This is a genomic window from Geodermatophilus sp. SYSU D00525, assembly GCF_054050475.1.
This window is the reverse complement of sequence record NZ_JBJGZK010000015.1, coordinates 61,567-74,081: the sequence shown is the minus strand read 5'-3', so window position 1 is coordinate 74,081 and position 12,515 is coordinate 61,567. Positions and strand designations below refer to the sequence as shown.

Here is a 12,515-nt window from a genome sequence, read left to right as displayed (position 1 = left end):
GTCCGGCGCGGACGTCGGACGGGGTCCTCCACCCGCTCGGCCCGCGGAGGCCCGCGGAGCCTGCCCCGGGTGGTGTGGCGCGGGTCGTGTCACCTCTCCTAGAAGACCCGGACGGCGACCTCGGCCGGCGCGGCCAGCAGACGCTCGATCTCGTCGTCGAGCCGGACGAGGGTGACCGAGGCGCCGGCCATGTCCAGCGAGGTGCAGTACTCGTTGACGTAGCTGCGCGCCACGGTGATCCCGCGCTGCTCGAGCTGCTCGTGCACGCGGCGGAAGAGGATGTACAGCTCGCTGATCGGCGTGCCGCCCAGCCCGTTGACCATGAGCGCGACCCGGTCACCGGACTCGTAGGGCAGGTCGGAGACGATCGGCTCCAGGAGCTGGTCGGCGATCTCGTCGGCGCTGACGAGCTCGCGGCGTTCCCGGCCGGGCTCGCCGTGGATGCCGACACCCATCTCGATCTTGTCGGGGCCGAGGTCGAACAGCGGCGAGCCCTTGGCCGGCGGCGTGCAGGCGGTGAGCGCGACCCCCATGGTGCGGGTGACGGAGTTGACCTTCTCCCCGATGCGCCCGAGCTCGTCGAGGTCGGCGCCCTCCTCCGCGGCGGCGCCCACGGCCTTCATGACGAAGAAGTTCCCGGCGACGCCGCGGCGGCCGACGGTGAAGGTGGAGTCCTTGACCGCGACGTCGTCGTCGATGGTGAGCACCCGGACCCGGATGCCCTCGGCCTCGGCCATCTCCCGGGCCATGTCGAACGCCATCCGGTCGCCGGTGTAGTTGTTCACCAGGAGCAGGACGCCCTTGGGCGAGGCCAGCAGCTTGGCCGTCTCGTAGACGTAGTCCATGGGCGGGGCCGCGAACACGTCGCCCGGGCAGGCGCCGTCGAGCATCCCCCGGCCGACGACCATGACGTGCGCCGGCTCGTGCCCGGACCCGGAGCCCTGGACGATCGACACCTTGTCGTCCCGGGGTGCGTCCGCGCGCATGATCAGGTTGTACTCGGGGACGTAGCGCAGGGTGTCGGGGTTGGCCCGGGCGATGCCCTCGAGCATCTCGGGGACGAAGTCCTTCGGGTCGTTCACGAACTTCTTCATGACGGCGCTCCTCCAGTCGTCCAGGTCCGGCTGACCCGGTCGGTGATCACGGCGACCGCCATCGCTCCGGCGTCGACCGAACCCCTGCTGCGCTCACCGGTGTACGACGCGCGCCCCCGCCTGGCGACCATGTCCACGGTGGCGTCGGCCGCCTCGCGGGCGGTCCCGGCGGCGGCGGCCAGCGCGGTCGCGGCGTCCGAGCCGGCGCGCAGCTCCTGCTCCAGCCGGTCGGTGTAGGGCACCAGGGAGTCGAGCAGCGTCTTGTCCCCGAGGTCGGACTGCCCGCGGGTCTTGATGCCCTCGGCGGCCGCCCGCAGCATGGCCACGACCTGCTCGCCGGTCAGCTCGGCGTCGGACCCGGCGGCCATCCCGGCGCGCATGAACGCCGTGCCCCAGAGCGGGCCGGACGTGCCGCCGATCCGGGAGCTGATGACCATCCCGACCTTCTTGAGGAACGTGCCCGGGTCGCTGCGGTCCAGCCCGTCCCAGCCCTCCAGCAGCTTCTCGAAGCCGCGGGCCAGCGAGTAGCCGAAGTCGCCGTCCCCGACGACGGCGTCCAGGTCGCCGAAGTACGCCTCGTTGTCCAGGGCGGTCTGCGCGATCGTCCGCACCACCAGCTCGGTGCGGGCGAGCGAGGTCTGGGTCGAGGTCATGCGGGCTCTCCTTCCTCCGGGTCGTGCACCCGGCCGCGCGGCGGGTGTGGTGCCTCGACGGGGGCCGACAGGCACGCCTGCAGGTCGGCCAGCGTCACGTGGTCCCCGGGGCGGGCCACGCCGCGGCCGGCCAGCACCTCGATCGGCGGGCCGCCCGGGTCGCCCAGCTCCGACACCACGAGGGTGGCCTCGCCCATGTCCTCGCCGCGGGTGTAGCCGTTGACGGTGACGACGCAGCGCAGCCCGGCCGCGGTGGCGGCGAGCAGGCCGTTGCGGGAGTCCTCGACCACGAGGGTGTCGGCCGGCTCCAGGCCCAGCTCGCGGACGGCGAGCAGGTAGACGTCCGGCGCGGGCTTCTTGGCCGGGACGACGTCGCCGGCGAACAGCGGCACCTCGCTCGCGACCTCCTTGCCGACGGCGCGCTCGAGCACCGCCCGCACGGACTCCTCCGCCGAGGTGGAGCAGACGGCGACCGTCCAGCCGGCGGCGAGCGCCTCGGGGATGATCCGCGCGATGCCCGACCGCGGCGGGATCCGCCCGTCGGCGACCAGTTGCCGGAAGTGCGCCGTCTTGGCCCGGTGCCACCGGGCGAGCAGCTCGGTGCGCGCTCCCTCGTCGTCGGGGATCCCGGCCTCCCGGACGAAGTCCGGGTCGGCGAACATGCTCGCCATCCGCTCCTTGCCGCCGCCGATCCGGAGCTTCTCGCCGTACTCCTCCTCGCTCCAGCGGACCGGGAGACCGAACTCCTCGAAGGTGGCGTTGAACGCGGGGAGGTGCCCGTGGCGCTCGGTGTCGGCCAGCACGCCGTCGCAGTCGAACAGCAGCGCGGTCACCGTGCTCCCCTCACCAGGCCCGCCCCGAGCCGCCGAACAGCGCGATGTGCCGGCGGGCCGTGTCGACGACGGCGGCCTTCTGGTGGGCGAACAGCGTGGGCGGGTCCCACCTGTCCTCCACCCGGGCCTGCTCCAGGTGCTCGAGGCCCGACCGCATGAAGGACTCCTTGATCGCGGTGGAGATGTTGACCTTCGCGCAGCCCCGGGAGATCAGGTCGCGGAACTGGTCGTCGGACAGGCCCGTGCCGCCGTGCAGCGCCATCGGCACCCCGGTGGCCTCGACCAGGTCGCTGACCCGCTGGTGGTCCAGCCGCGGCGCCGCCCGGTACTGGCCGTGCGCGTTGCCGATCGCCGGGGCGAAGACGTCCACGCCGGTCCGCTTGATGAAGTCGACGGCGACGTCGAGGCGGTGCAGGGTCGACGCCTCGTCCGAGCCGACGTCGTCCTCGACGCCCTCGATGCCCTCGATCTCGCCCTCGACGTGCGCGCCGAACCGCCGGGCCTCGGCGACGACCTCGATCGTCTGCTCGAGGTTGTCGGCGACGTCGAGCTCGTGCGCGTCGAACAGCACCGAGTTCCAGCCGCCGGCCAGGCAGTCGGAGATGACGTCGCGGTACGGGCAGTGGTCGAGGTGGATGCTCACCGGGACCGGGGCGTCGTGGGTCAGGGACTGCAGGATCCCCATGAGCGGGTCGCGGCCGTAGGCCCGCACGGTCTTCACCGACGTCTGGAGGATCACCGGGGCGCGTTCCTCCGCCGCCGCCTGCACGATCGCCTCGATCGTGAGGTCGTTGAGGACGTTGAACGCCGCGACGCCGTACCCCTCGGTGAAGGCGCGGTCGACGATCTCCTTGAGGGGGACCACGGGCACGACGACCACCTCCGCTGCCGTGGCTCCAGCAGCGGCGGCCGCTGTGCTGGGCTGGCCCCATTCAAGGTGCGCGGCGGCGGCCCCCGTATGGGGAAGGTTGCCCATCTCCCGCCCGGCTCCCGTCCGGCGGGAGCCAGCCGCGCTGCAGCGCCCGGACGACGGCGGCCGTCCGGCTCGCGGTGCCGCTCTTCCGGAGCACCGCCCCGACGTGCTTGTGCACCGTCTTGGGGGAGATCACCAGCCGGGCCGCCACCTCGCGGTCGCTCAGCCCGATCGCGAGCAGGCCGAGCACCTGCTGCTCGCGCCGGGTCAGCGGGCAGGCCTCGACGGTCGCCCGGGCCGGCACCCCGGGGACGGCGGACGGCGGGACGTGGTCCGCCGCGTGCTCCCGCCGGAGGAGGCGGTCCAGCAGCGGGTCGCTCGCTGCCGCGCGCACCAGCGCGGGGACGGCCACCTGGGTGAGCTGCTCGACCGCGTCCACCTCCTCGGCCGTCAGGCGGCGCGGTTGGCCGGCGAAGGCGACGTTCACCCCGACGACCTCCCCGCGCCACCACAGCGGCACGGCCACCGCGGTCCCGTGGGCGGCCGGGTGGCCGGGCGGGAGGTGGCCGGTGCCGAGCGCGGCGTACTCGTCGACCACCACTGGCCGGCGGCGGGCGACGGCCCGGCCGGTCACCCCCTCGGCCAGGGGGAAGCGGCAGCCCAGCTGGCACGGGACGCCGATCTCGGCGACCTTCGTGTACTGCCCCTCGGCCGCGTCGACGATCGAGATGCTGCCGGCCACCGTGCCCAGCAGGTCGCCGGTGAGCACCAGGAGCCGGCGCAGGAGGGAGGGGACGCTCCGCTCGCCGTAGAGGTCGGCGACCGGCCGCACCGGCAGCAGCCGGACCGCCCCCTCGTGCGGCGGTGCCAGGGGGTCGACGCCCATGTCCCGGACCTCCGTGCGCCTGCGCCGTCGTGGACGGTGACGCGGGTGGGTCCTCGCGCGGAGGACGCCCCACCACGGAGGGGCGACGGTACTGGCCGGGGCAGGACCGGACAACGAGTTGCCGGACCGCGGACCGACCGGCGGGGTCAGCGGTGCAGCGTGGGCCGGTAGACGAGCTCCTGGATGCGGCCGTCGAACGTCCGGCTCCCGAGCAGCTCGAGGTCGAAGTCGGCCGCACCCCCGAAGACCGGCGCCGTGCCCGTCCTCCCGGTGATCACGGGGAAGACCGTCACCTGGACGCGGTCGACCAGACCCGCGGCCATGAGCGCCCGGTTCATCGCCAGGCTGCCGTGCGAGCGCAGCGGCACCGCGGACTCCTCCTTGAGCCGGGCGACGACGTCGACGGCGTCCCCGTGCTCCAGGGTCGCGTCGGGCCAGTCGAGGGGAGCCTGCAGCGTCGTCGACACGACCGTCGTCGGCATGGTCCGCATCCGGGTGTTGAGCGGGTCGGTGACCTGGGCCGGGTCCAGGAACTGCACGAACTCGCGGAAGGTGGCCGCTCCGAGGACCAGCCGCTGGTCCGCGCGGTACTGCGCGAGGCGGTGGTCGAGGAACTCCGGGCCCTCCTTGCCCCAGTAGCCGCCCCAGTCGCCGTCCTCGCCGTAGGAGCCGAAGCCGTCGAGGCTGGAGAAGACGTCGAAGGTGTAGGTGGCGGTCACGGGGCCCTCCGGGGATGTGGTCGAGCGGCTGTCAGGAGGGACCGCGGACCGCGCCGGAAATCATCGCGCCGGTCCGGGTGCGGCCCCCGCCGCGGGCGGTCAGCACTCGAGCCCGCCCTCGGCGACGCCGACGTTGACGCAGTCGAGGGTGGCGGCGAACTCCCTGCGCTCCGCTGCCGTGAGACCCCCGGGTTCGAAGCGGACGACGATCCACCCGGAGAGGTGGGCCTCCCCGGCGAACGCGCGGGCCGTGGCCACCGCGTCCTCGCGGTCCGCGAAGCGGTACATCGTCAACGTCTCGGCCCGCACCGCCTGGATGCACGGGAGGTCGGCGCCGCACAGCTCGTCCGTGGCCCACCGCGCTCCGGGCACCACGGACTCCGTCCAGGGGTTCTCGGCCCGGACCCAGCTCCCCAGGTCCACGTGCTCGCGGCCGCCGTAGAGGAATCCGTCGCTCCCGAGGTACACGGCCAGCCCACCCACGGCCGCCCCCACGACCGCACCGGCCGCCGCCGGGACCCACCTCACCACGCGCCTCGCTCCCTCCGCCGGACCCGCACGGGCACCCGGGTACCACATCGGCGGGTCCTCGCAGCTGCTCCAGCCGGATGGCCGCATCCGGACCGCGGTGGACGCCCCCGGGACGCTGCCGGCACCTCCCGGCCTCGACCAGGGGAGAGCGCAGCCGAGATCAGCCGTGGGTCGCGGTCATCCCCGCGCCGATCCTGCTCCGGCTCCGACGACCCGGGGAGACGGGTCCTGGGCCCGTCGGACGGCGTAGCGCAGCAGGACCACACCGTTGCCGAACCGCCGGGTCTCCAGGAGCTCCAGGTCGGTGGGGTCGTCGGAGGTCTCGAACAGCCGTCGCCCGCGGCCGACGACGACCGGGTTGACGTAGAGCCGGTACTGGTCGACCAGGTCCAGCCGGCGGAAGGTCTCGACCAGGTCGGCCCCGCCGAGCGTCATGTCCCCGCCGGGCTGCTGCTCGAGTGCGCGGATCTCGTCGGGGTCCACCTCCGCCCGCAGCGAGGCGTTGGGCCCGACCTCCTGCAGGGTGCGGGAGAACACGATCTTCGGCACCGCTCGCCAGATGCCGGCGAACTCACGCACGACCGCTGGGTTCTCCGGGTCCTGGTCGGCGGTCGGCCAGAACGCCTCCATGAGCTCGTAGGTGACCCGCCCCTCGATGAAGGCGCTCTGGGTCGCGAGCTGCTCGTTGAAGTGCGCGTGCAGCTCGTCGTCGACGCAGTGCCAGCTCAGGTCGTGGTCCGGCCCCTCGAAGAAACCGTCCAGCGACAGCATCATGTGCACGACGATCTTCCGCATCCGTCCTCCTGGTCCTCGCCCCGGTCCGGGAGCCGGGACCGGCGGACGCGGACGATCTCATCGGTCCCGTCCGTCGGGAGCCGCCCCGGGCGACACGGCAGAGCGCCCCCTACGCCGGTACCTCCTGGAAGGCGCGGACCTCGATCCGTGCGCCGAGCGCCCTGGACGCCTTCGCGGCCCAGGAGACGGCGGTCTCCCGGTCCGGCGCCTCGACGACCCAGAAGCCACCGAGGTACTCCGGCGCCTGCGTGTACGGCCCGTCGGCGACGGCGAGGTCGTCCCCGGTGTGGTCGACGGTGACCGCGGTCGACGGCGGGTGCAGCCCACCGGCGAAGACCAGCGCGCCGGAGGCCACCAGCTCCTCCAGGAAGGCGCCGGCCGCCGCCAGGGCGGCCTCCAGCTCGGCGGGGTCCATCGACGCCATCGTCGGTTCCTCGGCCGAGTCGTGCGGCATGGACAGCAGGTACTGCGTCACGGGTCCTCCCGGGTCGTCGCCGCGGCCCGTCCGGCCGCCCCCACGAGAGAGGACCCCGGTCGCTGCGGCGACTCATCGGTCGGGTCCCGCCGGTGAGGGTCGGGTCGCGGGCACACCGACAGCCACCTGACACCGGATCCGGACGACCGGACGCCGTCGACCCGGTCGTGCGCGGGTCGGCGGGGAGCGTCGACCGCTGCCTGCCACGTGCCCCTGGGGGCGGCTCCAGGGACCGTCGCGCCTCAGTGCCTGGTCTCGTACCTGGTCAGGAGCACGCCGTCGGGGAACGTCCGGGTCTCGACCAGGGTCAGGTCCACCCAGTTGTCCAGCGCCGTGAAGAACGGCGTGCCCCCGCCCACCAGGACCGGGTGGGTGACGATCGCGTACTCGTCGACCAGCCCGGCCCGCATGGCCGCCGCGGCGAGGGTGGCGCCGCCGACGTCCATGGGACCGCCGTCCTCGGTCTTGAGTCGGGCGATCTCGGAGACGGCGTCGCCGGTGACCAGGCGGGCGTTCCCGTCGACCGCGCTGATCGTGGAGGAGAACACCACCTTCGGCATGTCCCGCCAGCGGCGGGCGAACTCGATCTGCGCCGGTGTGACGCCGGGCTGCTGGTCGGCGGTGGGCCAGTGGGAACTCATCCCCTCCCACAACCTGCGCCCGTACAGCGCCAGGCCCGTCGCCCCCACCCGGTCGGACCACCACTGGAACAGCTCGTCGCTCGGCACGCTCCAGCCGAGGTCGTCACCGGGCGCGGCGATGTAGCCGTCCAGGCTCGCGTTCATGCCGAAGGCCAGTTTCCGCATGGCGTCATGCCTCCCGTGAGTCGGTTCGGCGTACAGACCAGCACGGCGCGGGGAACTGATCGGTCAGGCCACACCGAGGGCCGGCCGCCGCACGGCGTCCCCGCGGCCGTCTCACGACCCGCGGCGCGCCGCGCCTGGCTCGGTGGCGTGACGTGCACTCCCTGTCGCCCCCTGGACGCACGGGTCCAGGTCGGCGGCGGGCGACGGACGAGTCGGCCTGTACGCCGGGTTCTGTCCTCGGGCGCCTCGCGGCCTCCCGATGGGCGGTCATCCATCTAGGCCCGCCGTTGCCGGCGGGCTCGAGCGGTCCACCCGCAGGCTCGGGCGGGCAGCCCTCGAACGCCTGCGCAGGACGGCGTCCGGTCGCCCAGCCGCCGCCCCTTCTCGACCTTGCTCCGGGTGGGGTTTACCGAGCCGCACCGGTCACCCGGTGCGCTGGTGGTCTCTTACACCACCGTTTCACCCTCACCAGCAGCGAACTGCTGGCGGTCTGTTCTCTGTGGCACTGTCCCGCGGGTCACCCCGGGTCGCCGTTAGCGACCACCCTGCCCTGTGGAGCCCGGACGTTCCTCGGCGGCGGGGTCTCCCCCGCCGACGCGACCGCCCGGCCGACTCGTCCGTCGTGCCGACCAGTCTACGGACCCTCTCAGCGGAACTCATCAGTCCGCGCTGCGGGCCCCGGCGGACGCTCCTACGGTGGCTGCGTCCGGCCGGTCGTCACGTCCTCCACCGGGGGAGCCGAGCCGGGTGCCGCCGAGTCACGGCCACCGCGGGTGGCCGCGAGCCGGGGACCCACCGCACCACCGGGGTGAGTCCCACCTCCCGAGCCCCGGGAGGGGGTAGGGCGCAGATCCCCGCCCGAACCCGTCAGCTGACCCGGTAGGCGGCCACGGGAGAACGGAGAACCACCACGGGGTGCGCCGACGGCGCCTGCCCCGGCGTGCCCCGCCCCCTGCGACGAGCGCCGCGACCCGCCCACCTCCGCCGGTCGCCGCCCTCCACGGACCGGAACCGACCGCCCTGGCGTCGGCCTGCCCTCCAGCAGTCGCCCGCCGCCCGGCCGCGCGCCGGCCCGTCCCGCAGGTCCCCCTCACGCGACGGGTGACCGCCGAGCCACGGACGGCGCCGCGCGACACCGACGTCAGGAGCTCTCCTCGTCATGCCCTCCAGCAGCAAGCGCACGATCCGCCGCACCCTCACCGCCGGCGCCCTCGCCGTCGCCTTCGGGCTCACCGGCCAGTCGGCGGCCCAGGCCGACTGGGACGGTCCCCGCCGCGACCGGTCGGACAGCTGGTCCCAGGACCGGGGAGGAGCCGCGGCGCCCGCGGCCCCCGCCGCACCGGCCGCGGCCCCCGCCGCACCGGCCGCGGCCCCCGCCGCCGCGGTGTCCACGAACCTCACGGGCAGGCCGACCGCCTCCTCGACCTCCTACAGCGCCTGGGCGGCGCACGTCCGCCCGGTCGTCGCCGAGGTCGCGCAGCGGTTCGGGGTGTCCACCGTGCTGACCCGCCCCGGGCACTCCCCCACCCAGCAGCTCGCCGCGGACTTCATGGTCTACGCCGACTCCGCCAAGGGGAACGCCGTCGCCCAGTACGTCGTCGACAACGCCTCGCGCCTCGGCGTCGACTACGTCATCTGGAGGCAGCGGATCCTCGTGATCGGGAGCGGCGGCTGGCGGGCGATGGAGGACCGCGGGTCCCCCACGGCCAACCACATGGACCACGTCCACGTGAGCTTCAACCCCTGACCGCCCCGGACGCGGCCCCGGGAGCTCCCCGGGGCCGCGTCCGGCGTCAGCCGGCGTACAACGCGAAGCCGGCCACCCGCCGGCCGTCGACGACCGGGGTCGCCATGTCGACCTGTCGCCGTGCCTGCTCCTCGACCGGGTCGGCCGACAGCGCCTCCAGGTAGCGGCGGTGCTCGGCCAGCGAGGCCACCGCCCGGTCGACGACGTCGGTCACGTCGACGGTGTGCGTGACCCCCACCGGCGTGGAGACGGCGGTCCAGCGCACCCCGCGCCACGGTTCCGGGTCGGCGAGCTCGGCGAAGATCCACTCGTTGGCCGCGTCGCCGACGGCGTCGACCACCGCCCGGCCCAGCACCCGGTGGTCGGCGCTGTTCCAGTAGCCGAGCGCGGAGCCGGGCGGCGTCCACGTGTCGCCGAAGTGCAGCGTCACCACGAGGTCGGGCCGGTGACGCCGGATCGCCGCCGCGATCGCCCGCCGCAGGTCCAGCCCCTCGGTCAGCCGGCCGTCGGGGTGGCCGAGGAACTCGACCACCGACACGCCGACCACCGCCGCCGCGGCCCGCTGCTCGCGCTCGCGCAGCGGCCCGGCGGCCTCCGGCGGCAGCCCGGCGATGCCGGCCTCACCGCTGGTGGCCATCACGTACCGGACGTCGCGCCCGGCCGCCGTCCACGCCGCGACGGCGGCCGCGCAGCCGTACTCCACGTCGTCGGGGTGGGCGACGACGACCAGGGCGCGCTGCCAGTCCTCGGGGAACGCCTCCGCCATGCGGGCAGTCTGCCGGGCTCAGCGCCGGCGTCGGCCGGGGGCGCGGCCGCTGACGCCCCGGTGTCCCCGGGCCACGCGCAGCGCTGCGGCGATCATCGGCGCCTGCAGCGGCAGCCGGACCGCCGCCGCGGCCACCAGCGCAGGCCGCCCGCGCGCCACCCGGAAGTGGTGCAGGTGGGCCGGCACGAACGCGGCCAGCAGCACGGCCGCGGCCCATCCCCCGGCCCGGCGGCTCGCCGGCGCGGCCAGCAGTGCCGCGGTGCCGACCTCGGCGACCCCGCTGCCGAGCACCCAGGCGCGGGCGTCGCCGAGCTCGGGCGGGACCAGCCACTCGAACGTCCGCGGCCGCACGAGGTGCAGCACGCCGGAGCCGCCGAGGGCGGCGGCCAGCCAGGTCGCCGGGGCCGGGGGTCGCATGCGCCGACCGTAGGCTGGCGCTCCGTGACGGCCGCCGACCTCCTGATCGCGGCCGCGGTGGCCCTGGGCGCGGGAGCGGTCAACTCGATCGCCGGCGGCGGGTCGCTGATCCTCTTCCCCACCCTGGTCGGGCTGGGCCTGGGGACGGTGGCGGCCAACGTCACCAACTCGGTCGCGCAGTGGCCCGGCTACCTCGGCGGGATGGCCGGGTTCCGCCGCGAGTACGCCGGCCAGCGCGGGCGGCTGGTCCGGCTGGGCGCCGTCTCCGCGCTGGGCGGCGTCGCCGGCAGCGTGCTGCTGCTGACCACCCCGAGCGAGGCCTTCGACGTCGTCGTACCCGTGCTCGTGCTGCTGGCCAGCCTGCTGCTGGCGGTGCAGCCGCTGCTCACCCGCCGGCTGCGCGACCGCGACGACGGCGCCGCCCGCGACCCGTGGTGGCTGTACCTCGCGCTGTTCCTCGCCACCGTCTACGGCGGCTACTTCGGCGGCGCGCTCGGCGTCATCCTCGTCGGGGTCCTCGGGACGGCGCTGCACCGGCTGCCGCTGGCCAACGCGCTCAAGTCCGCGCTGTCCGCGGTGACGGCGACGGTCACGCTGGTCGTGTTCGGCGTCTTCGGGCCGGTCGCCTGGCAGGTGGTCGCCGTCGCGGCGCCGGCCAGCCTGGTCGGCGGGTTCCTCGGCGCCCGGGTCGCCAGCCGCATCCCCGCGACGCCGCTGCGGGTGCTGATCGTCGTCTTCGGCGTCGCGGTGTCGGTCTACCTCTTCACGCGGATCTGAGCGTCACTCACCGCCGCGGCCGGGCTCGCCGATGGCGATCATCGCCTCGACGGCGCGGCGGGCGCGGGCGGCGGTCTCCGGGTCGACGTCGACCGCGCCCTCGCCGGTGCGCAGCGTGTGCAGCAGCTTGGCCGGGGTGATCATCTTCATGTAGCGGCAGGCCGCGCGGCTGTTCATCGGGATGAACGCCGTCCCGCTGTTGAGCGCCCGCAGCTGGTGCAGGATGCCGACCTCGGTGGCCACCAGCACCTGGCCCGACGAGGTCCGCGCGGCGGCCTCGACCATGCCGCCGGTGGACAGCACGCGGGTGCGGTCGGCGGGCAGGTCGCCGTGGCTGACCAGGTCGAGGACCGAGGTGGTGCAGCCGCACTCGGGGTGCACGAGGATCTCGGCGTCCGGGTGCGCGGCGACCTGCGCGCGGACGTCGGCCGGGCTGATGCCCGCGTGCACGTGGCACTCCCCCGCCCAGACGTGGATGTCCTGACGCCCGGTCACGCGCTTGACGTGCGCGCCGAGGAACTGGTCGGGACAGAACAGGATCTCGCGGTCCTCGGGGATGGAGCGGATGACGTCGGCGGCGTTCGACGACGTGCAGCAGATGTCGGTCTCCGCCTTCACCGCGGCGGTGGTGTTCACGTAGCTGACGACGACGGCGCCGGGGTGCTCGGCCTTCCACTCGCGCAGCTGCTCCGCGGTGATCGAGTCGGCCAGGGAGCAGCCGGCGGCGTGGTCGGGCAGCAGCACCGTCTTGTCCGGCGAGAGGATCTTCGCCGTCTCGGCCATGAAGTGGACGCCGCAGAAGACGATCTCGCGGGCGTCGGTCTGCGCCGCGACCCGCGACAGGTAGAGCGAGTCACCGGTGAAGTGGGCGACGTCCTGGATCTCGGGCACCTGGTAGTTGTGCGCGAGCACCACCGCACCGCGCTCGTCGGCGAGCCGGCGGACCTCCGCCGCCCAGCTCTCGTACTCGGCGGGAGACAGGGTGCGCTCGTCGCCGGCGACGGTGGTGGTGGCGGGCGCGATGGTCGCGGTCACGGGGCTCCTCGGGGTGCGGGGGGCTCATCGTCCCCGGAGCGCCGCGGCGGGCGGCGGCGGGGTGTCCG

The 12,515-nt window shown here is 74.6% G+C and carries 15 protein-coding genes, 1 other RNA gene and 1 riboswitch; of the genes, 2 read left to right on the top strand and 14 right to left on the bottom strand.

Annotated elements, in window-relative coordinates; genetic code table 11:
- Positions 1-98: 98 nt before the first annotated feature.
- From dhaK to rnpB, 11 genes are all read right to left on the bottom strand, one after another.
- A complete protein-coding gene (gene dhaK, locus ACI796_RS14370; protein ID WP_456941905.1) occupies positions 99-1,094 on the bottom strand; it encodes a dihydroxyacetone kinase subunit DhaK in 996 nt (331 codons plus the stop codon).
- Positions 1,091-1,747 (bottom strand): dihydroxyacetone kinase subunit DhaL, encoded by a 657-nt coding sequence (gene dhaL / locus ACI796_RS14365; RefSeq protein WP_456941904.1) that lies wholly within the window; start codon positions 1,745-1,747, stop codon positions 1,091-1,093. Before dhaL ends, dhaK begins: the two co-directional genes overlap by 4 nt.
- Positions 1,744-2,580, bottom strand: a complete 837-nt coding sequence (locus ACI796_RS14360) for an HAD-IA family hydrolase (RefSeq protein ID WP_456941903.1) — start codon at positions 2,578-2,580, stop codon at positions 1,744-1,746. Before ACI796_RS14360 ends, dhaL begins: the two co-directional genes overlap by 4 nt.
- A 10-nt stretch (positions 2,581-2,590) precedes the next feature.
- Positions 2,591-3,451 carry a class II fructose-bisphosphate aldolase gene (locus ACI796_RS14355; protein WP_456941902.1) on the bottom strand — a complete coding sequence of 287 codons (861 nt, stop codon included), beginning with the start codon at positions 3,449-3,451 and terminating at the stop codon, positions 2,591-2,593.
- Between the two features lie 61 nt (positions 3,452-3,512).
- Positions 3,513-4,379, bottom strand: coding sequence for a LuxR C-terminal-related transcriptional regulator (locus ACI796_RS14350; protein WP_456941901.1), 867 nt, complete (start codon positions 4,377-4,379; stop codon positions 3,513-3,515).
- A gap of 146 nt (positions 4,380-4,525) precedes the next feature.
- Positions 4,526-5,098 carry a dihydrofolate reductase family protein gene (locus tag ACI796_RS14345; protein ID WP_456941900.1) on the bottom strand — a complete coding sequence of 191 codons (573 nt, stop codon included), beginning with the start codon at positions 5,096-5,098 and terminating at the stop codon, positions 4,526-4,528.
- Between the two features lie 99 nt (positions 5,099-5,197).
- Positions 5,198-5,629 (bottom strand): hypothetical protein, encoded by a 432-nt coding sequence (locus tag ACI796_RS14340; RefSeq protein ID WP_456941899.1) that lies wholly within the window; start codon positions 5,627-5,629, stop codon positions 5,198-5,200.
- Between the two features lie 177 nt (positions 5,630-5,806).
- Positions 5,807-6,424 (bottom strand): dihydrofolate reductase family protein, encoded by a 618-nt coding sequence (locus ACI796_RS14335; RefSeq protein ID WP_456941898.1) that lies wholly within the window; start codon positions 6,422-6,424, stop codon positions 5,807-5,809.
- 109 nt (positions 6,425-6,533) lie between these two features.
- Positions 6,534-6,899 (bottom strand): YciI family protein, encoded by a 366-nt coding sequence (locus tag ACI796_RS14330; RefSeq protein WP_456941897.1) that lies wholly within the window; start codon positions 6,897-6,899, stop codon positions 6,534-6,536.
- Between the two features lie 242 nt (positions 6,900-7,141).
- Positions 7,142-7,705, bottom strand: a complete 564-nt coding sequence (locus ACI796_RS14325) for a dihydrofolate reductase family protein (protein WP_456941896.1) — start codon at positions 7,703-7,705, stop codon at positions 7,142-7,144.
- Positions 7,706-7,909: 204 nt separating this feature from the next.
- Positions 7,910-8,321: RNase P RNA component class A (rnpB, locus tag ACI796_RS14320), an RNA gene on the bottom strand.
- Positions 8,322-8,446: 125 nt separating this feature from the next.
- A riboswitch (cyclic di-AMP (ydaO/yuaA leader) is annotated at positions 8,447-8,606 on the top strand.
- A 258-nt stretch (positions 8,607-8,864) separates the two neighbouring features.
- On the opposite strand from rnpB, the gene ACI796_RS14315 reads away from it, so the two are divergent.
- Positions 8,865-9,452 carry a hypothetical protein gene (locus ACI796_RS14315; RefSeq protein ID WP_456941895.1) on the top strand — a complete coding sequence of 196 codons (588 nt, stop codon included), beginning with the start codon at positions 8,865-8,867 and terminating at the stop codon, positions 9,450-9,452.
- A 46-nt stretch (positions 9,453-9,498) separates the two neighbouring features.
- Here ACI796_RS14315 and ACI796_RS14310 read toward each other — a convergent pair whose 3' ends face one another.
- Together ACI796_RS14310 and ACI796_RS14305 are read right to left on the bottom strand one after the other, a co-directional pair.
- Positions 9,499-10,218 (bottom strand): PIG-L deacetylase family protein, encoded by a 720-nt coding sequence (locus ACI796_RS14310; protein ID WP_456941894.1) that lies wholly within the window; start codon positions 10,216-10,218, stop codon positions 9,499-9,501.
- An 18-nt stretch (positions 10,219-10,236) separates the two neighbouring features.
- The gene (locus ACI796_RS14305; protein WP_456941893.1) at positions 10,237-10,635 is read right to left on the bottom strand and encodes a DoxX family protein; all 399 of its coding nucleotides are present in this window, start codon (positions 10,633-10,635) and stop codon (positions 10,237-10,239) included.
- 24 nt (positions 10,636-10,659) lie between these two features.
- On the opposite strand from ACI796_RS14305, the gene ACI796_RS14300 reads away from it, so the two are divergent.
- Complete coding sequence (locus ACI796_RS14300; RefSeq protein ID WP_456941892.1) at positions 10,660-11,412, top strand: sulfite exporter TauE/SafE family protein; 753 nt, start codon at positions 10,660-10,662, stop codon at positions 11,410-11,412.
- A 3-nt stretch (positions 11,413-11,415) separates the two neighbouring features.
- Here the strand turns inward: ACI796_RS14300 and nadA are convergent, their stop codons facing one another.
- Positions 11,416-12,447, bottom strand: coding sequence for a quinolinate synthase NadA (gene nadA / locus ACI796_RS14295; protein ID WP_456941891.1), 1,032 nt, complete (start codon positions 12,445-12,447; stop codon positions 11,416-11,418).
- Positions 12,448-12,515: the final 68 nt, after the last annotated feature.